Consider the following 20,224-nt stretch of genomic DNA (forward strand, 5'->3'; position numbering starts at 1 on the left):
GGCGCTCTCCACACCCTCCAACAACAACCGGGGTCACCATGAAACCACCATGTCCTTCGCCGACGGGTCGGCGAAAAACCCGATGCGTGCCTTTGCTCCTGCTGTCGCTCTTGCTGCTGTGGGCGAGCCTTTCCACCGCCCAGGCAGCCCCCCAGTTGACCGGCCCGGATATCCTGCTCGAAGGGGTCGCCACCGAGGTCCAGGCCAGCGGGCTTGATCCCGACCGCCTCTGGTACATCGACGACGGTAATCGACGCCATCCGCTCGAGGTCGACTCCGACGGGGTCGCGACGCTCAGCCTGACCGTCACCGACGGCCCTCTAACCCTGTCGCTTTACGACGCCTCCAACACCCCCGCCGCCACCCTCGAACTCGACCCTGTTCCCGCCTGGCTCTCGCTATTGCCTGCCCTGACCGCCATCACCCTGGCGCTGGCCTTCCGCCAGGTCATCCTGGCGCTGTTTGCCGGGCTGTTACTCGGCGGCTGGGTACTCCACGGCATGAACGCCGGCGCCCTGCTCGGCGCCTTCGGTGACTCGGTCAACGTCCACGTGCTGTCCGCCGCCAGCGACAGCGACCATATGTCGATCGTGCTGTTTTGCCTGCTGATCGGCGGCATGGTCGGCATCATCTCGCGCAACGGCGGCACCCGCGGCATCGCCGAGCGCATCGCGCGAGTGATCCGTGGACGACGCCAGGCGCAGAATTCCACCGCACTTTTGGGTCTGGCCATCTTCTTCGACGACTACGCCAACGCTCTGATCGTCGGCAACACCATGCGCCATATCACCGACCGCGTGAGGATCTCGCGGGCCAAGCTGGCCTACCTGGTGGACAGTACCGCCGCACCGGTGTCCGCGATCATGCTGGTGACCACCTGGATCGGCTTTCAGGTCGGGCTGATCAGCGAGGCGATGGATGCCATCGACGACTGGAACGAGTCCGCCTACTCGGTGTTCGTCAACGCCATTCCCTATAACGCCTATCCGATCCTGGCGCTCGCCTTCGTCTTCCTGGTGGCCTGGAGCGGTCGTGACTTCGGCCCAATGCTCACCGCCGAGCGCAAGGCACTGTCCGAGCCCGGCGCCCGCCAGGCAATGAGCAGCCGGGAAGCCATCGTCGAGGAAGCCGACATCCCCACCAAGGAAGGCATTCCCACCCGGGCGCTGAACGCGGTGATACCGATGATCGTGCTGGTGGCGATCACCCTGGGCGGGATCTACGCCACCGGTCTCGATGCCCTCGGCGGCGGCGACCATCAGCTGCGCGACATCTTCGGCGAGGGCGACTCGTTCAGCGCCATGATGTGGGGTTCGCTGGCGGCCTGCGTGACGGCGGTGATCATGACCCAGGCGCAGCGACTGATGAGCATGACCGAAACCGCCCACTACTGGTTCGAGGGCGTCAAGTCGATGCTGCTGCCCATCACCATCCTGATGATGGCCTGGGCACTGGCGAGCGTGAACGAGGACCTGCACACCAGTGACTTTCTGGTCACGGTGCTGGGCGATAGCCTGTCACCGCAGTGGATGCCGGCGGTGATCTTCGGCCTGGCCGGCTTCACCGCCTTCGCCACCGGTTCGTCATGGGGTGTCATGGGCATCATGATGCCGCTGGTGGTACCGCTGGCCTGGGCCGTACTCGAGCACAATGGCATGGCCGGCACCGCCGAAGGCATGCCGCTGCTGTACGCCTCGGTGGCGGGAGTGCTGGCCGGCGCGGTGTGGGGCGATCATTGCTCGCCGCTGGCCGAGACCACCCTGCTTGCGGCCATGGCCAGCGGCTGTGATCTGATCGACCACGTCAGGACGCAGCTACCCTACGCCATGCTGGTCGGCATCGTGGCGCTGCTGTTCGGCGCACTCGGCACCGGTTTCGGCCTGCCCTGGTGGCTGGGCCTGGCGGGAGGCGTCGCCACCCTGACCGCGGTGCTGTTCACCCTGGGCCAGCGCGCGACCGCGGCAACGAAGGTAGCGACGGCCAGCGACGCCAGCGCCTGAGCGCCTCCGGGCGCTGGCGAGCCAGCGCCCGCTCCGTCCAGCGTGCCGACTTCCGCTACCACCACCATCCCAACGACAGCGCCGCCCTCCTGGGGCGGCGCTTTCGTTGGGACGACTTCAGGTGTTGTGACGACTTCAGGTGTTGTGACGACGTTGACAAAGGGTGCCAGCACGACGTGGTGACCCTGTGACTACGGCACCGCTGCCATCTGCTGAGTGATGGGTCGCCAGGAGACCTGGGGCGATGACCCCGTCGCAGGCTTACTCCTGCTCTTTCATCATCTCCTGACGTTTTTCGGTGGCGGCCGCACTGCCTTCGAGCAGTTCGGCGTTGTAGCCATCCATCTTGCCCTCGGCATTGCCCGGGTCCGAAGTGCCCTCGAGCATTTGCTGACGCTTCTCGGTAGCCGCGGCGGACCCTTCCAGCAAGGTCTCGTTGGTCTGATCCATCATGCCCTCACCGGGCTGAGAACTGGCCGCCTGCTCTTCCATTTCCTGGCGATGCTCATCCTGGGCACTAGACTCCGCCAGGGCCGTCGCCGCGCTCAGAGACAGCAGCGAACCCGCAAGCACCAGCATCAAAGACGAACGCTTGATCACCATGGTCTTCTCCTTCGATTCCTTGAGAGGGGGCATCCAACTGCGAGCATCAGGGGCGATCCTCACCGTTTGAGCATAGAAGGATCTCTATGCCTGTCGAGGCAGCGGACAGCTTTTCCCCACCGACAGTGGTAAGTCGGCACAGTATTCATCGAAGCAGGCAGAACTCAGCGTCAAACACACCGCCTGGCTGACGTCATTGACCAACTCGGCACGACGCCGACGCCCAGGACATTAGGCGCTGTCCGAAAAGTCGACGAGCGAAGGTTAGACAAGGCAAAAATCGGTGAGAAAGCGCAGTTTACGGGGTGTAAATGAGCATTTTGATCCGATTTTTAACGCCGTATTACCGAGTGCAGGCACTTTTCAGACAAGCCCTAGTGCGTCGCACAGGCAGCAGCAAAGCCCTTGAAGATGGCGTCATACAGCGGATGGGACTGGGGCTCCCACTCCGGATGCCACTGCACCGCCAGGGTGAACCCCGGCGCGTCAGCCACCGAGATGGCCTCCACCAGCCCGTCCGGCGCCAGCGCCTCGACGCGCAGCCCCTCACCAAGTCGATCGACACCCTGCTGATGCAGCGAGTTGACCCGGGCGCTGGCCTCGGGGTAAAGCGCGGCCAGACGGCCGCCTGGCTGAATCTCGAGGTCGTGTACCGGCGCATACTGCTCGGCCTTTTCACCCTCCGGCTCGCGGTGATCGAGCCGCCCCGGCACCCGCTGCACCGCCTGGTGCAGGCTGCCGCCGAAGGCCACGTTGAGCTCCTGAAATCCTCGACAGATGCCCAGGAGCGGCAATTGCTGCTCCAGCGCCAGCGGCACCCAGCTCATGGCGGCGGCGTCGCGATCCACGTCGTCCCGGGTATTCTCCGGTTCGCGTTCAGCACCGTAGCGCTCGGGCAGTACGTTGGTGTAGCTGCCGGTCAGCACCAGTCCATCGAGGCGCGCCAGCAGCGCCCGGGCATCTTCCTGACCCTGCCCTTGCCACACCGGCAGCATGATCGGTTCAAGACCGTAGTCACGCAGGGCGCGCAGATACTTGTCGGTCACCATGTGGGCCGGGTGACCCTCGACCTCTCGACGGCAGGCGATGACGCCAACCAGCGGACGATTGTTCATCGAACTCCTCGCAGCTCTATCCGTTGTTATGGTTTCCTCAACATACCCTGGTCGGATTTTCTTGCCAAGCCCGACGCGGAAAATCTTGACAGAAAGACTAACAACAATATGTTTTTATTGACTTTTATAAAACTAAAGACCGCCCGACTCCTCGACATGCCCCTCACCTCTACGCGTAAATAATTTGACACCATGGCCCGGTCAGCGAAACACTAGCCACATCACAACGAACCAACAAAAGGTGACAGCATGGGCACCCCCAGCGTCGACGAAGCTCGCGACTTTCTGGCCCGACATCCCGAGGTCGACAGCGTAGACCTGCTGATCAGCGACATGAACGGCGTGCTGCGCGGCAAGCGCATCCCCCGTGACAACCTCGAAAAGGCCTACGCAAGCGGCATCCAGCTCCCCGGCTCGGTGTTCGCCCTCGACATCACCGGCAATACCGTCGAGGAAACCGGGCTGGGACTCGACATCGGCGATCGCGATCAGGTCTGCCGTCCCATTCCCGGCACCCTGATGGTCACACCCTGGCAGCGCAAGGGACGCCAGGCGCAACTGCTGATGAACATGCGCGACGACCAGGACGGCCCCTTCTTCGCCGATCCCCGCAACGTGCTGGCGCGCCAGGTCGAGCGACTGGCCGAGCGCGGCCTCAAGGCGGTGGTCGCGCTGGAGCTCGAATTCTATCTGGTCGATCGCCAACGCGACGAGATGGGTATGGCCCAGCCCTGCCGTTCCCCGGCCAGCGGCGAGCGGGCGAGCGATAGCCAGCTATATTCGATCAACGAACTCGACGAGTACGCCGACTTCCTCGAGGAGGTGCACGCCGCCGCCCAGCTACAGCAACTGCCGCTGGACACCGCGCTCAAGGAATGCGCCCCGGGGCAGTTCGAGATCAACCTGATCCACGGCGATGACGTGATGAAGGCCTGCGACAGCGCGGTGCTGCTCAAGCGCCTGATCAAGGGCGTGGCACTGCGCCACGGTTTCGAGGCCACCTTCATGGCCAAGCTCTACGGCGGCGAGGCCGGCAACGGCATGCACGTCCACATGAGCCTGATCGACGAAAGCGGCGACAATGTCTTCGCCGACAGCGATGGCGACCCGCTGGGGACCCCTGCCTTGCGTCATGCCATCGGTGGCCTGATGGAGCTGATGCCTGCTTCGATGGCGCTGTTCGCGCCCAATCTGAACTCCTTCCGACGTTTTCAGCCCGGCCTCTATGTGCCGATGACGCCGACCTGGGGCTACGATAACCGCTCGGTGGCACTGCGGATCCCCTCTGGAGCCAACGCCGCCCGCCGGGTAGAACATCGAGTAGCCGGAGCCGATGCCAACCCCTATCTGCTGCTGGCCACCCTGCTGGCCTCGGTCTGTCACGGTCTGGATACCGCTGTCTCGCCGGGGGAGCCCGTCACTGGTAACGCCTACCGCCAGTACGAGCCCACCCTGACCAACAGCTGGTCAAAGGCCCTCGACCTGCTGGAGCACAGCGAACCGCTTGGAGAAGCCTTCGGCCAGGCGTTTCTCAAGGTGTTTCTGGCCAACCGTCGCGCCGAGCGCGAACTGGCCATGCAAAGCGTCAGTCGCCTGGAGTACGACTGGTACCTGCGCCACGTCTGAGCGCGGGAAATCACGACGCTAACGCCCCGGACTCCCGTACCGGGCAGGGACGCCCTGTGCGCTCGCCCGGCACGAACGCAAGACCTCAACAACCCGATATAACTCACAGCAATCACGGGTACCTCCCTCATGACAACCACAACGCCCCTTGTCATCGATCCAGGCCTCGCACTGGAGGTGACGCCATGACCCAGACCAACGCACCGTCCACCCATCCCTTCGCCCCAGGCAAGCCCAGCCAGAAAGGCAAGGGTCGCACCTTTGCCATGGTCGCAGGCCTTATTGCCCTGGTGGCCGGCCTGACCTTCCACCACGAAGCCGGCACCCCCTTCGGCTGGATCAGCCTGGTGCCTTCGCTTATCGTGCTGGTGGTGGCGATTGCCACCCACAGGACCCTGGAGGCCCTGGCAATCGGCGCGCTGTCCGGGCTTATCCTGATCGAGCCGAGCGACTATATCGGTGCCCTGGCCGACGTCTCGCTGTCGGTCATGATGAACGAGACCATCGCCTGGCTGATCCTGGTATGCGGCCTGATGGGTGGCTTTATCGCCATGCTCGAGAAGTCCGGCTGCACCCTGAGCTTCAGCCACTTCATGAGCCGCCTGGTCAAGACCCGCCGTCAGTCACTGCTGTGCACTGCGGTACTGGGACTCCTGATCTTCATCGACGACTACCTCAATGCGCTGGCGACCTCGGCGGCGATGAAGCGGTTGACCGACCGTTTCGGCGTATCGCGGGAAAAGCTTGCCTATATCGTCGACTCCACCGCCGCCCCGATCTGCGTCCTGGTGCCGATCTCGACCTGGGCGGTGTACTTTGCCGAGCTGCTGGAAACCAACGGCGCCACTGATGGCCCCGGCATGTGGCTGTACATCCAGTCGATTCCCTACATGCTGTATGGCTGGGTCGCCATGGGCCTGGTCTTTCTGGTGGCCATGAGCATCGTGCCTGACCTTGGCCCGATGAAGACCGCCGAGGCCCGCGCCCGCGCCGGCCAGACGATTCCCGACGGCGCCCCGGATGAGCCGCTTGGCGACGACACCCCGCGTGGCAACCCCTGGCTTGGCCTGTTCAACTTCGTCGCCCCGATGGCGGTGCTGATCGGCGCCAGCGCCTACTTCGAGATCGACCTGCTCAAGGGCGTCATCGCCGCCACCCTGTTCACCATCGTGCTGTTCCTGGTGCAGCGCCTGTCCACCTTCTCGAGCCTGATGGACTCGATCATGGACGGCTTTCGCACCATGATGCTGCCGCTGGCCATCGTCGCCGTTGGCTTCGTGCTCAAGGAGGTCAACGACCAGCTCGGCATGACCCAGTTCATGATCGACGCCCTGGCGCCCTACATCACCCCGGCGCTGCTGCCGGCCATCGTCTTTATCTCCATGGCGGTGGTGGTATTTGCCACCGGATCGTCCTGGGGCGTGTTCGTGATCTCGATCCCCATCGTGATCCCGATGGCCGCCCATATGGAGGTGTCGATGCCACTGGTGGTGGGCGCCCTGCTGTCGGCCTCGAGCTTCGGCAGCCACGCCTGCTTCTTCTCGGACTCCTCGGTACTGTCATCCCAGGGCAGCGGCGTCCTGCCGATGCAGCACGCCCTGACCCAGCTGCCCTACACCGTGATCGGGGCAACCGTCACCAGCCTCGGCTTCGTGGCGCTGGGCTACGCGCTGGTGTAACGAAACCGGGAGCGCAATGCGCTCCCGGTTTTCGTATCGCGACACACGCCTAGATCGAAGAAAGACCGTACTTGTCGAGTAGCTCCACCAGCATCCTGCCGCTATTTACCCGGTGCTCCCGGTGATGGTCCCTGGCGGCGATGACGTCACCATTCTGAATGGCCTGGACAACGGCCCGATGGTCGTTGTTCGATGACGTCGGCCGTGGCCGTAGTCCCAGGGTCAACATGCGCACACGGTGGGACTGATCCCAATAGGTGTTGACGATGGTGGCGATGCGGCGATTGCCGCACAACTCCACCAGCAGCAGATGGAATCGCTCGTCCGCCGCTGCCCAGCGGGTCAGGTCGTCATCGGCCAGGGCATCGTCCATTTCATCCACCGCATCCATCAACTGGCCGAGCTCCTGGTCGGACAATCCGCGTCGTGCCAGCAACTCGACCGCCTGGGTCTCGAGCGCCGTCAACACATCGTATATCTCGACCATATCCTCGGCCGATACCGGCAACACTCGCATACCGTGGCGCGGCCTGATTTCCACCAGCCCTTCATTGGCCAGCCGAATCATTGCCTCTCGAACGGGCGTCCGGCTCATGTCGAGCAGTTCCGCCAACTCCTTCTCGAGGCGGAAGGATCCCGAGGAAAACTCGTTGTCGAGTATCCGACGCTTTATCTCGTAGTACGCCTTTTCCGGCAGCGACAGCTTGTCCCCCGGAGGCCCCTCGCCCCTGCTCGCCGGCACGGATCGAGAAGACGTGTCTCTTGAGTTCATCGCTGCAAATCCTCAGCTTCCACAGACGTCACTGGACACACGAAGCCGCCTGCCTTCTCTGGCAGAGGTGTAGACAGCCTCTTCGATGTTCATGTTGGCGAGATAGTCAGACGCGGTATTTGCCAACCTCGACCGCCCCATCAGGCCATCCACCACACGGCGGCTGAACCGATAGACGCAGTCCCCGCCAAAACCGTGATCCACCCACTCATAGTCGATATCCTGCCACAGATTCTCCCCGTGCCTTCTGTAACCCAGGCTGCCATCGCCTCTCAGCACCAGCACACCCTCGCTTCCTTCGATGGTCATTTCGCCCATGGTCAGCCGCCGGTTTTCGGCGCAATGATCGGACAGCCGGTTGCCATCCAGAACGGCGCGAACCCCACCGGCACACTCCATGATGACATGCCCCGCATCCTCACCGGCGATAGCCGGGTTGAGGCGCCTCAGTTCGGCATAGACAGCGGACACCTCGCCGAAGAGATAACGAAAGGTGTCGATCCAATGTATCCCGGTCTCGTGGATCAGAAACCGCTCCATCTTCTGAAAGTACGGCTGCCTCTCCAGATAGGCCTGCGGCCCCTGTCCATCTCCAGGGCGCAGCCGGAACGTCGCCTGATAGATCTGCCCCAGCCTGCCCGCGGCGATCTGCCGCTGGATCTCCTCGTACCAGGGCTGAAACCGGACGTTTTCATGAACGATCAGTTCGATCCCGCTTTGCTCGGCCAGGGCGGCGGCTTGGCGCGCCTCCTCCAGGCTTTTGCAGAACGGCTTCTGGCAGATCACGTTCACCCCGCGCTCCGCCGCCAGGCGGATCAAGGCCAGGTGTGAAGAGGGCGGCGTGATGATATCCAGCACGTCGGCGCGCGCTTCCTCCAGCATCGCCAGGACATCCGAGTAGACCTCCCAGCCCCCATGACGCTTGGCCACCTCCCGAGCACGTGAGGTGTCCTGATCACACACGCCCACCACCTGAACCTCGGGGATGCGTGACCAGGCATCATATTGAAACTGGCTGAAGTATCCGGCGCCAACCGCCGCCACCCTTAGCTTTTCCATCAACAACCTACCTCCTGCGACCTGCGATTGTGAGCGGCGCACCACCCAACCATCAAAAGCTACTGGATCGGAAGCTCGACCAGCTGGGCCATGACCGCCTCGAACACCGCGGTCGTACCGGCATCCCCACCCAGCTCGCAGGTCACCAGGGTGCCAGTGGCAAAGGCAGCGTCCACGGCCTCTCGCAGCAACTTGCCTGCCTTCAGCGCCGGCTCACAGTCGTGCTTCTCTCCCAGCCACTCCAGCATCATCACACCGGACAGCACCATGGCCGTTGGATTGGCGAGGCCCTTGCCAGCGATATCCGGCGCACTGCCATGGCATGGCTGAAAGACCGCGTGATCATCGCCGATGTCCGCGGAAGGCGCGTAACCCATGCCACCGATCAGACCGGCGCCCAGGTCGGACAGTATGTCGCCGAACATGTTCTCGGTGACCATCACGTCGAGATCCCAGGGCCTGGTGACCATGTTGAGCGCCGCCGCGTCCACGTACATGTGGTCGCAGTCGAGCTGCGGATGCGCCTCGGCCCGCTCGTCGAAGATCTTGCGGAAGAAGGCAAAGGACTTGAACACATTGGCCTTGTCGACACAGGTCACCCTGCCCTTCCCCCCCTGGGCCTGGCGGCTTTGTCCCAGCGCCAGGGTGAAGTCGAACAGTCGCTGACTCACATCCCGGGTGATGACCAGGGTATCGCGCGCTTCCTCGTCGCCCTTGATCTCGCCCCTGCCGTGAGACGCAAACAGGCCCTCGGTGGACTCGCGCACGATCACGAAGTCGAGTTCGTGGGCGCTGGGGTTATTGAGCATCGGCTGAAGCCCGGCGATGGTGCGCACCGGCCTGACCCCGGCGTACAGGCCGAAACGGAAGCGGAAGTCGATCTGTGGCGAGATCTCGGTGCCATCCGGATAGCGAACGTCCGGCAGCCCCATGGCACCCAGCAGGATCGCATCGGCTTCATCGGCACGCTTCAACGAGCCCTCGGGAAGCGACTCCCCTGTATCCCTGAAGTGGGCGGCACCGGCAGGCAGCTCCTCGAAGCTCGCCGATACGCCCCCGACCCGCGCCATGGCTGCCTCCAGCAGCGTGACGCACGGCTTCATGATTTCCTGGCCAATGCCGTCACCGGGAAAGACAGCGATGGAAAAGTGGGTCTTGTTGGTCATTTGACAGCCTCTCGCTATTGTTGGTTGTTACTTGAAGAAGTCAGGCATCGGCGCCGGCGAGTGCCGAACGCAATCGGGTCAAGGGAGCACGCCAATGTATCGGCGCCACGCCGCGCACTGGCGCCTGAAACGAGGCAAGGCGGTCCCCCAGCAGGCAGCCAAGGTAAGCCCGATCGAGGTCGCTGCCGCCAAATGCCAGGCTCGATACGTGACCGAGTCGACGACTGACGACGCCATCCAGGTGAGGGCGACCCATCCGACCGGCGTCAAACGCCTCCTCCACTTGCTTGAGATAGGCCTCGTCGCTGTCTTCCAGCACGACACTCTGCTCCCCGGTCGGCGAGACCCGGATGACCCGATTGCTGACGATACTGGTGATCCAGGCCCCGCCTTCGACATCGAAGGTCACACCATCGGGGAAGGTGCCAGGGCCGAACTCACAGACGGTCTGGCGCTCGCCGAGTCGTCCCTTTTCCTCCACGGAAAAACGGCTCAGCCGGCGGGCAAAGGTTTCATTGACGTAGAGCCACCGGCCATCGGGGTGCAGGGCGCACTCGTTGGTGTAACCCAGGCCATCGGCGACGATTCTGGCGTCACTGCCATCGGCGTTGGCCAGAGCAATAAAACCGTCGGCCACCGCCGCGCTGTATCCCTTGGCGCGGGGCTCCTGACGGGTACTGACGGTGATCCAGAGGCGACCGGCGCCGTCTCGATGAACGAAGTTGGTGGGAGGCAGGGCGACACCGTCGATCTCGGTCACCAATGGCTCCAGGGCGCCATCGACGTGCAGCCGAAAGACGCCCCCCTGGTCTTCGCCCAGATGGGTCGCGATCACACCGCCGTCGTCTTCCAGAGCAATACCGTTGGGACGAAGCTGGAAGCCCTGCTGGTTCGACAGGATGCGAAGGGCCGGCGCGCGATCCGCATGGCGGAAGATCGCCACGCCACCGCTGTCGGTCCAGTCTGCGGTCATCAGCAGGCCACTCGAATGTGTCAGCACGCATTCGGGCCGACTCAAGTGGCCACCGCTATAGTCCAGCGCTTCGAGTTCGATCATGTTGTTCCTGGGTCTCGTTGTTCTGTTCTTGCGTTGGTCAGTCTTCTTGTTGTTCCGGGATTTCGATGTTCCGAGGGACCGTTTCCGTGGCCCTTTCACCAGCGTTTGACGACCAACTCGTTAACGTATACATTAACACATGCACAAAGCCGGTCAAGACCAGACCGCGTCAGCCACCCGGGCGACCGGCACAACAACAAGCGACGAGGAAGCCAAATGAAACGTCATGTCACGCCAGCAATCGCCCTGCTCATGGGTCTCTCCTTTCACGCAGCCGCCGCGGACTACCCCGAACGCGACATCACCAATGTGGTCGTGTGGTCGGCCGGCGGCGGCACCGATGTCGCAAACCGGGTCGTCAGCGCAGAAATGAATGCCTTCCTTCCCAGGCGCATCAACGTGGTCAACAAACCGGGCGGTGTCGCCGGCTCCATCGGCATGAGCCATGTCAGCAACCAGCCCGCCGACGGCTATACGTTGGCAGGTCTGTCCGAATCGAATGTCGCCGCGGCGGTCCAGGGCGGCTGGGAAAATACCTTCGACAGCTGGTACCCCTTCATCATCGGGGGATCGCCGGACCTGATCTCCGTGGGCAGCAATTCGTCCTATACCACCCTGGAAGAACTGGTGGAGGCGGCCTCCAGCGGCGACGTCACCATCAAGGCAGCCGCGGGGGGCTCGGGCTCCGTTCATCACCTCAATCTGCTCGCCTTCGAGAAAGGCACGGGGGCAGATCTCAACTTCATTCCCTACCCGGGTTCCGCGCCGGGCCAGAACGCCGCCATCACGGGTGAAGTCAGCGTGGTCATCACCTCTCTTGCCGAGCAGCAGCAACTGATTGCGGCCAATCGACTTCGGCCCCTGGCGGTGCTGACCGATAGCCAAGTCGACATCGAGGGAACCGGTGAAATCCCCTCTGCCTTCGACAGCTATCCGCAGTTGAAGGAATATCTGCCTATTCGACAGACCATCGGTTTTGCCGTCCGCGACGATGCCCCGGAGGAGGTCAAGGAGACCCTTGAACAGGCGTTCGAGCAGGCACTGGAAACCAACGCGGTAAAACAGTGGGCAGAGGACAACTACTTCCAGTTGTCCGGCAGGACGGGAGAAGAAGCCTCGGAGGAATTCTCTCGACTCGAGTCCCTCTTCTCATGGACGCTGTATGACCTGGAGTCTGCTTCCATCAATCCGGAGGAATTGAATATTCCAAGGCCCTGATCGCGACTTCTTCGTTCCCGATAACCGAAGGCCCGGAGGCAATCGTTGCCTCCGGGCATTTTCCGGGCCACGTCAATACCTCGTAGAACATCAGGTTCACTGGACACATCATGGTTGACAGCAAACAGCTCCCTGACCCCGAGAATCAGGCAGGCGCCGCTTTCTCGGGGAACGACGAACTCATCCAGCGGCGACGCCGCGATTTCTTCACGAGCCTGGCACTGCTGCTGCTGGCATTCGCCATGCTCGCAAAATCCCTCACCTTCCCCATGACCGACAGCTACGGCGGTGTCACCAACGCCTGGTACGTTTCCCCCGCGCTGTTCCCCCTGTCGATCGCCGTCACCCTGGGGTTGGTGTCGCTGCTGTTGCTGCGACGCGCCATCCTCGATGGCGGCGCCAGACGCAGACAGAGCGCCTCGAAGGGCCGATCGAAGGCGTCCTTTCCAGCTTCTGCATCCTGTCGTGTGGCCGTGATCATGGCCTTTATCGGTCTGTACGTTTACTCGTTCGTCCCCAGCGTCGATTTTGCACTGGCCAGCGCCCTCTTCCTCTTTCTCTTCATCACACCTTTCTATATCGAAAAGGTGGCTCTCATTCCCCTGACACTGGTCGGCGCCGTCATCGCTTGCGTGCTCATCACACTACTGAGCCATCGGCCAACATCTCAGCAGTACGCCCTGGATCTGGTAGCTATCGCCACGCTTCTGACAGTCGCCACCATCGCCTGGTGGTTGCTGCGCCATTCGCCTAGCGAATGCAGGAAACTGCGCACCGTCGTGCTGGTCAGCATTGCCGTTCCCCTGGTGCTGGTACCGATCTTCCGTTTCTTCCTGCTGGTACCACTCCCGGTGGAAGGTCTGGTGATAGACACCATGCAAGCCCTCGTCAGCCACCTGACGGCCCAAGGTTAAGGAGACACTCGCATGGACTTTATCGCGCAGCTTTCGGTATTCGCGCACGCCATCTGGCAGATCCTTACCAACCCCGCCATGGTGGCGCTACTGCTGGGATCGAGCTTCCTGGGTATCATCTTCGGGGCGCTTCCGGGCCTGACCGCGACGCTCGGGGTCGCCCTGCTGACCACGCTGACCTATTCGATGGACCTTCAGACGGCACTGATCTCGCTGATCGCCATGTACGTGGGGGCGGTCTACGGTGGGTCCTACCCGGCCATTCTCATCAATATCCCCGGCACCGCGGCGGGCGCCGCCACCGCCATGGACGGCTACCCCATGGCCCAACGGGGGGAAGGCGGCAAGGCGCTCGGCATGACCACCACCGCGTCCTTTATCGGCACCCTGATCGGCATGGTCGCGCTGATCGCCTTGGCACCGCTGATCTCCGAGGCTGCACTGCAGTTCACGTCCTATGAATTCTTTCTTCTGGCGCTCTTCGGCATCATCATCAGCGGCACCCTGACGAGCAAGGACCTGGTCTACAAGGGATGGATCGCCGGACTGCTGGGCCTTGCGCTATCGACGATCGGTCGCGACCAGCTTCAGTTCTTCCCCAGGTTCACCTTCGGCCTGCCGGAGCTGGACGGTGGCATCGAGGTCGTTCCGGTGTTGATCGGCGCCTTTGCGATCCCGCAGATCATTCGCACCCTGCGCGACAGGGTAGCCCTCGGCAGTCCCCAGCCCGTCAAGCGCGTGCTGCCCGAATTCCGTGCGGTCTTCCGCAATCTGCGCCACGTCATCCGCTCGGCGTTCATCGGCGTGGGTATCGGTGCCGTCCCCGGCGTCGGCGAGGATATCGCCGGCTGGGTGTCCTACGGTACCGCCCAGAACTCCTCTGCCCACCCTGAACGCTTCGGCAAGGGCGAACCTGCCGGCCTGGTCTCGTCGGAAACGGCCAACAATGCCTGTATTGGTGGTGCGCTCATTCCTCTGACGACCCTCGGCATTCCAGGTAGCCCTCCGGCGGTGATGCTGCTTGGCGCGTTGATGCTGCACGGCCTGAACCCGGGTCCGATGATCGCCATCACCCAGCCCAACTTTCTGGTCGAGCTCACCGCCATCATCGCCCTCGCCTCCCTGGCCATGTGGATCAACGGCATGTTTCTGGCCAAGCACGTCATCAAGGTGCTGCGGGTACCCTCGTCAATCTTTCTGCCGATTGTCGCGGTGCTGTCGGTTATCGGGTCCTACGCGCTGGGCCTCAGCCTGCTGAATCTCTACCTGATGGTGCCGATCGGCATCGCCGCCTACGTCCTGGGAGAGATGGACTATCCGATTTCGCCTCTGGTCATCGGCGTCATTCTGGGCCCGATGGCGGACGAAAACCTGCGCCGCGCCCTGATGGTGTCCGAGGGCAGCCTGATGGGATTCTTCGAACGACCGGTGTCGCTACTGCTGATCGCCGTGATCGTGCTGACCATCGCGTCTCAGATCCCGGCCTGGAAGCGCTATCGCAGCCGCCTATGGAAAAAATTCAGAGGGCGTGCGCTAGCTGGCAAGCCAGCGCATGGCGCCGACGACCCTCAGTAGCGTCACATCGACAAGGAGACGGGTGTCGGCACCGAGCTGCCGACACCAACGCGCATCCGCCCCGCTCTCATCAGTCACCGCTCTCATCCAACCCAGACAGGAGACATTCACCGTGCACGCCGTCATCGTCAGTTTTACCCCGCAGCAAGGGTGTGCCGATCGCCTCGAGGCACTACTGCTACGCCAAGCCTCGGATAGCCTGGAAAAGGAACGTCACTGCCAGCGCTTCGATGTGGTTCGACTACGGAACGAGAACACCTTCGTCCTCTACGAGCTCTACCGGGACCAAGACGCCTTCAGATGGCATCTGGACACCGACCACTTTCATGCCTTCGATCAGAAGAGCGCACCGCTGGTGGCGGAGAAGAAGGTTCTTCAAGGAGACCTGCGCCAGGCTTGACGCAACCTGGATCTGCGAGCACACCAACCCTACAGCCACCCCATGGCCTGCATCGCCTGATTGGCAGGCACCAGCACGTAGCGTACGCACACAAACCCCACCAGGCTGAGTGCTAGGGTATAGGGGGCGGCCATCCACACCATGCGGCCGTAGGAAAGGCGAATCAGCGGTGCCACCGCCGAGGTCAGCAAAAACAGGAAGGCGGCCTGACCATTGGGCATCGCCACCGACGGCAGATTGGTTCCGCAGGCCACCGCCACGGCCAGCAGGTCGAACTGCTCGGCGCCGATGCGCGCAGCGCTTAAGGCAGAGTGGATTTCGCTGATGTAGACGGTGCCGACGAAGACGTTGTCCGAGACCATCGACAGCAGACCATTGGTCACGTACACCAGGCCCAGCTGCTCACTGCCTTGGCGTGACAGCACCAGCTCGATCACCGGTGCAAACAGATCCTGCTCGATGATCACCGCCACCACCGCGAAGAACACCACCAGCAAGGCGGTGAAGGGCAAGGCTTCCTCGAAGGCCTTGCCAAGGGCGTGCTCCTCGGTGACGCCGAGAAAGGCGCTGGCCAGCACGATGACGGCAAGCCCGATCAGCCCCACCGACGCCTCGTGGCGAGCCAGCGCCACCACCAGCCAGACCAGCACCGCCGCTTGCACCCATAGCCTGGCCACCTCGATCAGCGACTGGCCTGCCCGCTCCTGGCGATCGTGCTCGACCAGGATGGCGCGTACCTTGGCCGGCAGACGCTGGCCGTAGCCAAAACAGCGCAGGCTTTCCACCAGCAGGCAGGTGGCAAGGCCTGCGACCAGCACCGGCAGAGTGGCAGGCGCCATACGCAGCACAAATTCGCCAAAGCCCCAGCCAGCCTGCTCGGCGATGATCAGGTTCTGGGGCTCACCGACCATGGTCGTGACACCGCCAAGCGCGGTCCCCATGGCGGCGTGGAGCAGCAGCGAGCGCAGAAAGCGACGATAGTCGATCAGGTCCTGGTGGCTGACCTCGGGGAGCCCGCTATCATCGCTGTGGTCATGATCGTCGTGCTGCCCCTTCATCGACGCCACCCGATGATAGATGGCGTAGAAACCCACCGTCACGCTGATCACTACGGCGATCACCGTCAAGGCGTCCAGAAAGGCGGAGAGCGCTGCCGTCGTCACGCAGAAGCACAGCGACAGCAGACGCTTGGACGTGACGCCGATCAGCAGGCGTGTGAACGCCTTGAGCAACAGCTGCTTCATGAAGGTGATGCCCGCCACCATGAACACCAGCAACAGCAGGACATCCAGGTTGAGCGCCACCTCGTGCATCACACTGTCGGGGCCGGTCATGCCGATGGCCACCGCTTCCAGTGCCAGCAGCCCACCAGGCTGCAACGGATAGCACTTCAGCGCCATGGTCAGGGTGAAGATGAATTCGACCAGCAACAGCCATCCCGCGACGAATCCCCCCGACCAGGCATAGACCAGGGGATTGATCACAAGGCAGATCAGGATGGCGGTCTTGTACCAGTCCGGCGAGGGACCGATAAAGTTGCGAAAGAAGGCCTGGGGCAGCGTCGTCACCATCGACCGGCTCCTTGTCGATACGGCGGCGTTTCAGTATGCCGGTGAAAAGCGGCGCAATCCGCGTGACTGCGTCAACAAACCGCCCTGAACCAACGGAGTATCGGCTTGTCACGCCTACCACGCCGGGCTAGCGTGAAAGACGCCACCACACCGATGAGGAATCGCCTGTGAAATGGGCTCGCACCAGCCGTGACAAGATGCACCATCACGCCGATACCATCGGCAACCTGCTCGTGGAAGGCTTTCACTACCTGGGGCTCTTCGTCATCGGCGGGATGATCGCCTGGGCCTCGGTGGTCGCCTTCCTCGACATGCTGACCAGTGGCCACGCCAGCGTCGACGACATCCTGCTGCTGTTCATCTATCTTGAGCTGGGCGCCATGGTAGGCATCTACTTCAAGACCAATCACCTGCCGATTCGCTTCCTGTTGTACGTCGCCATCACCGCCCTGACCCGCTACCTGATCGGTGACATTTCCCACCACCCCAAGCCCGACGCCGGTCTCTTGTACCTGTGCGGCGGCATCTTCCTGCTGGCCCTGTCCGTGCTGGCGGTGCGCTTCGCCTCCTACAAGTACCCCTCCAGCAAGCCCATCGACGCCCTCGGTAAGGTGGTCAACAAGACCAACAGCGATCTGTAGGGCGCCCGGGGCCAGCGCCCCTGCCTTCGCCTACGTTCACGTTCACGTTCAGGTTCACAACTACAGCGACAACAACAGCCCCCGCCAGCCAGCATCGAAAGATACCGGTTGACGGGGGCTGGGTGTTTACGCGAAGGCTGAAGACCGGAACCAAGTTCCCGTCAGGACTTTATCAGGGCTCTATCAGGACTTGTCGGGGGCACCCCGGACCACGTCCCACTGGGGCTGACCCTGCTCGATCAGCACACGCTCGCCATCGGGGGCCTGCTCCAGACGCGCCACCTGACGCACGCCGTCATACTCCCAGGCCACGTCGTAGCCCAGGGTCTTTTCACGGGTGTCGTTGACGGTGTGGCACCGCTGTTCGGTGGTGGTATAGGTCTGGCCGGCCTCGACCCGACGCTGCACTTCGCGTCCGGCGAAGCCACCGCCGATGGCACCGGCCACGGTGGCGATCTTGCGGCCGCTGCCACCGCCGATCTGGTTGCCCACCAGGCCACCGACCACCGCACCGGCAGCGCTGCCCAGAATGCTGTGCGGATCCCGGGTCGGCGCCTGGCGTGTCACCTGAACGTTCTCGCAGACCTCTCGCGGCGTGGAGACGGTCTCGGTGACCGGCGTGACGGCGGTAATATCGGCGAACTGCGGCCCCTGGGGCGCCTGCTGCACCTGCCAGGCGCCAAATGCCAGGCCACCAAGGCCAAAGACCGCGAGGGTGGAACCGACGATGATCGACTTGCTCATGCTGTTCTCCTTGCTCCGCCGGGGTGCTCGCTTAGGGCTTGTCTGAAAAGTGCCTGCGCTCGGTAATACGGCGTTAAAAATCGGATCAACATGCTCATTTACACCCCGTAAACTGCGCTGTCTCACCGATTTTTGCCTTGTCTAACCTTCGCTCGTCGACTTTTCGGCCAGAGCCTAGCGCGCGAGAGGCGCCACGGCAGATGTCTTGGCGATGTGATAACCCTATCCTAGCCGTTATCGAACAGCGTTCGAAGAACCATGGAGCCACTTGCAAGTTGTTTGTGAGGCTGTCGCAACTCACCGACAAAGGTGCCCCCGATCGGCGACGACGGGCGCTGCTGCCCTCGCCTCTCATGCCATTGGCACACTTCTGCCCACACATCACAACGCCTCGCTGCCGGAGGCAGCGAGGCGTTGGGGGAGACGTGCTAATGGGGCTCACAAGCCGGGAGCGCGGGTCACGGAGCGATCCCGCTGCCCGCACTATCAGTGACACCGCCCTGTGGCAGCGGCCTGTGGCAATGCCCCGTGACACCGACCAGCGGCTAGATGCCCAGCTTGTCCCGGGTCTGGTAGTACCAGGCGCCGATGGCGGACAGCGGCACCCTGAGCATGCGGCCGCCAGGGAACGGCAGATGCGGCAGGCCGGCGAAGGCATCGAAGCGCTCGTCACGGCCGGTCATCACCTCGCTGATCAGGCGACCGGCCAGGTGGGTGCAGGTCACGCCATGACCGGAGTAGCCCTGGGCGTAGTAGACGTTGTCATTGATCACCCCGAACTGGGGCAGTCGGTTGAGGGTCATCAGGAAGGTCCCGCTCCAGGCGTAGTCCACCTTGACCGTCTTGAGCATCGGGAAGGTCTTTTCCATCTTGGGACGAATGACCGCCTCGATGTCCTGGGGGTCCTCGCCGCCGTAGTTGACTCCCCCGCCGTAGATCAGGCGGTTGTCGCGGGTCAGGCGGAAATAGTCGAGCAGATAGTTGCAGTCTTCCACCGCCATGTTGTTGGGCAGAAGCTCCCGGGCCAGGTCCTCGCCGAGCGGCTCGGTGGTGATGATCTGGGTGCCGCAGGGCATCGACTTGGCCTCGAGCTCCGGCATCACGCCGCTCATGTAGGCGTTACCCGCCATCACCACACGCTCGGCGCGAACGCTGCCGTTGCGGCTCTTCAGTACCACCGGCTGGCCGTGTACCAGCGACTCCACCGGGCTCTGCTCGAAGATCACACCGCCCAGGGATTCCAGCGCCGCCGCCTGGCCCAGTACCAGGTTCAGCGGATGCAGGTGGCCGCCGGAGTGGTCCACCAGGGCGCCGGTATAGCGATCGCTGCCCACCTCGCGGCGACAGGCGTCGCCTTCCAACAGCTCCAGCCCGTCGTGGCCGTAGCGCTGCCACAGCGCCTGATGCTCGCGCAGCCCCTTGAGCTGGCGCTCGTTGCAGGCGGCGAACAGGTTGCCTTCACGCAGGTCGCACTGGATGTCGTAGCGGGCGATGCGCTCACGGATGATGCGATTGCCCTCGAAGGCCATGTCGCCGAGGGCACGCGCGGTGTCGGCGCCGTACTTGTCCTCGATCACGTCCATGTCGCGGCTGTAGCTGTTGACGATCTGACCGCCGTTGCGCCCCGAGGCGCCGTAACCGACCCTGGCCGCCTCCAGTACCACCACCTTGAGCCCCTGCTCCGCCAGATGGAGCGCGGCGGAGATGCCGGTGAAGCCGGCCCCGACCACGCAGACATCACAGCTCACCTCTCCCTCGAGGGCCGGGCGCTGGGGTGAGGCATTGGCCGAGGCGGCATACCAGGACGCGGCATGCTGGACCTCGGCGGCCCCTCCACGGGGATCGGTAGCGGTGGAACGGCTGGACATGACGGACTCCCAAAGTGGTTATTTTATTCAACACCAGATCGCATTCTACGCGGCGAAAGGAGATATCTTCAAGATAAAGACATGGAATAATCACCACCACGCACCGACGCCATAGCCCCACAACGCAGCGAGCCAGGCACCTGGCCTGGCTCGCTGATGGTGCCTCATGCCACCGTCTCGGGCTTGCGCCACCTTCTCAGGCCTACGCCACTCTCT

General features: G+C 63.1%; 17 protein-coding genes. 8 read left to right on the top strand and 9 right to left on the bottom strand.

Features of this window, described 5'->3' with window-relative positions:
* The first annotated feature begins 86 nt into the window (after window positions 1-86).
* On the top strand, window positions 87-2,000 hold the full coding sequence (locus KUV74_RS13885; RefSeq protein ID WP_222516613.1) for a Na+/H+ antiporter NhaC family protein: 1,914 nt from the start codon (window positions 87-89) through the stop codon (window positions 1,998-2,000).
* A gap of 261 nt (window positions 2,001-2,261) precedes the next feature.
* Here KUV74_RS13885 and KUV74_RS13890 read toward each other — a convergent pair whose 3' ends face one another.
* Together KUV74_RS13890 and KUV74_RS13895 are read right to left on the bottom strand one after the other, a co-directional pair.
* Entirely contained in the window at window positions 2,262-2,603 is a 342-nt protein-coding gene (locus KUV74_RS13890) for a hypothetical protein (RefSeq protein ID WP_124803784.1), read from the bottom strand.
* 374 nt (window positions 2,604-2,977) lie between these two features.
* On the bottom strand, window positions 2,978-3,718 hold the full coding sequence (locus KUV74_RS13895) for a gamma-glutamyl-gamma-aminobutyrate hydrolase family protein (RefSeq protein WP_045995226.1): 741 nt from the start codon (window positions 3,716-3,718) through the stop codon (window positions 2,978-2,980).
* A gap of 249 nt (window positions 3,719-3,967) precedes the next feature.
* On the opposite strand from KUV74_RS13895, the gene KUV74_RS13900 reads away from it, so the two are divergent.
* Together KUV74_RS13900 and KUV74_RS13905 are read left to right on the top strand one after the other, a co-directional pair.
* Window positions 3,968-5,344 (top strand): glutamine synthetase family protein, encoded by a 1,377-nt coding sequence (locus KUV74_RS13900; protein ID WP_222516614.1) that lies wholly within the window; start codon window positions 3,968-3,970, stop codon window positions 5,342-5,344.
* Between the two features lie 185 nt (window positions 5,345-5,529).
* On the top strand, window positions 5,530-7,023 hold the full coding sequence (locus tag KUV74_RS13905) for a Na+/H+ antiporter NhaC family protein (protein WP_222516615.1): 1,494 nt from the start codon (window positions 5,530-5,532) through the stop codon (window positions 7,021-7,023).
* Window positions 7,024-7,072: 49 nt separating this feature from the next.
* Here the strand turns inward: KUV74_RS13905 and KUV74_RS13910 are convergent, their stop codons facing one another.
* Genes KUV74_RS13910 through KUV74_RS13925 form a run of 4 tightly spaced genes read right to left on the bottom strand, consistent with a single transcriptional unit; the run spans window position 7,073 to window position 11,077 of the window.
* Window positions 7,073-7,795: a GntR family transcriptional regulator gene (locus KUV74_RS13910; protein ID WP_108448972.1), complete on the bottom strand. Its 723-nt coding sequence runs from the start codon at window positions 7,793-7,795 to the stop codon at window positions 7,073-7,075.
* A 12-nt stretch (window positions 7,796-7,807) separates the two neighbouring features.
* Window positions 7,808-8,854, bottom strand: a complete 1,047-nt coding sequence (locus KUV74_RS13915; RefSeq protein WP_261395470.1) for a Gfo/Idh/MocA family protein — start codon at window positions 8,852-8,854, stop codon at window positions 7,808-7,810.
* A 59-nt stretch (window positions 8,855-8,913) separates the two neighbouring features.
* Window positions 8,914-10,020 (bottom strand): isocitrate/isopropylmalate dehydrogenase family protein, encoded by a 1,107-nt coding sequence (locus KUV74_RS13920; protein ID WP_045994498.1) that lies wholly within the window; start codon window positions 10,018-10,020, stop codon window positions 8,914-8,916.
* A 40-nt stretch (window positions 10,021-10,060) separates the two neighbouring features.
* The gene (locus KUV74_RS13925; protein ID WP_222516617.1) at window positions 10,061-11,077 is read right to left on the bottom strand and encodes an SMP-30/gluconolactonase/LRE family protein; all 1,017 of its coding nucleotides are present in this window, start codon (window positions 11,075-11,077) and stop codon (window positions 10,061-10,063) included.
* A 216-nt stretch (window positions 11,078-11,293) separates the two neighbouring features.
* Between KUV74_RS13925 and KUV74_RS13930 the strand changes: the two genes are divergently transcribed.
* The 4 genes from KUV74_RS13930 to KUV74_RS13945 all read left to right on the top strand — a co-directional run bounded on the left by KUV74_RS13930 (window position 11,294) and on the right by KUV74_RS13945 (window position 15,184).
* Window positions 11,294-12,295: a tripartite tricarboxylate transporter substrate binding protein gene (locus KUV74_RS13930; RefSeq protein WP_222516618.1), complete on the top strand. Its 1,002-nt coding sequence runs from the start codon at window positions 11,294-11,296 to the stop codon at window positions 12,293-12,295.
* Between the two features lie 110 nt (window positions 12,296-12,405).
* Entirely contained in the window at window positions 12,406-13,209 is an 804-nt protein-coding gene (locus tag KUV74_RS13935) for a tripartite tricarboxylate transporter TctB family protein (protein WP_213227268.1), read from the top strand.
* Between the two features lie 12 nt (window positions 13,210-13,221).
* Window positions 13,222-14,784, top strand: coding sequence for a tripartite tricarboxylate transporter permease (locus KUV74_RS13940; RefSeq protein ID WP_213227270.1), 1,563 nt, complete (start codon window positions 13,222-13,224; stop codon window positions 14,782-14,784).
* Window positions 14,785-14,896: 112 nt separating this feature from the next.
* A complete protein-coding gene (locus KUV74_RS13945; protein ID WP_162816462.1) occupies window positions 14,897-15,184 on the top strand; it encodes a putative quinol monooxygenase in 288 nt (95 codons plus the stop codon).
* A 29-nt stretch (window positions 15,185-15,213) separates the two neighbouring features.
* On the opposite strand, the gene nhaB is transcribed toward KUV74_RS13945, so the two are convergent.
* Window positions 15,214-16,755, bottom strand: coding sequence for a sodium/proton antiporter NhaB (nhaB, locus tag KUV74_RS13950; RefSeq protein ID WP_222516619.1), 1,542 nt, complete (start codon window positions 16,753-16,755; stop codon window positions 15,214-15,216).
* 167 nt (window positions 16,756-16,922) lie between these two features.
* Here nhaB and KUV74_RS13955 point away from each other — a divergent pair, with 167 nt between their 5' ends.
* Window positions 16,923-17,396 carry a phosphate-starvation-inducible protein PsiE gene (locus KUV74_RS13955; RefSeq protein ID WP_197037120.1) on the top strand — a complete coding sequence of 158 codons (474 nt, stop codon included), beginning with the start codon at window positions 16,923-16,925 and terminating at the stop codon, window positions 17,394-17,396.
* A gap of 183 nt (window positions 17,397-17,579) precedes the next feature.
* On the opposite strand, the gene KUV74_RS13960 is transcribed toward KUV74_RS13955, so the two are convergent.
* Window positions 17,580-18,140, bottom strand: coding sequence for a glycine zipper 2TM domain-containing protein (locus tag KUV74_RS13960; RefSeq protein WP_045995242.1), 561 nt, complete (start codon window positions 18,138-18,140; stop codon window positions 17,580-17,582).
* 545 nt (window positions 18,141-18,685) lie between these two features.
* A complete protein-coding gene (locus KUV74_RS13965; protein ID WP_045995152.1) occupies window positions 18,686-20,008 on the bottom strand; it encodes an NAD(P)/FAD-dependent oxidoreductase in 1,323 nt (440 codons plus the stop codon).
* Window positions 20,009-20,224 lie beyond the last annotated feature (216 nt).

The organism is Halomonas sp. DP1Y21-3, assembly GCF_019801245.1.
Classification (GTDB): Bacteria; Pseudomonadota; Gammaproteobacteria; order Pseudomonadales; family Halomonadaceae; genus Halomonas; species Halomonas litopenaei.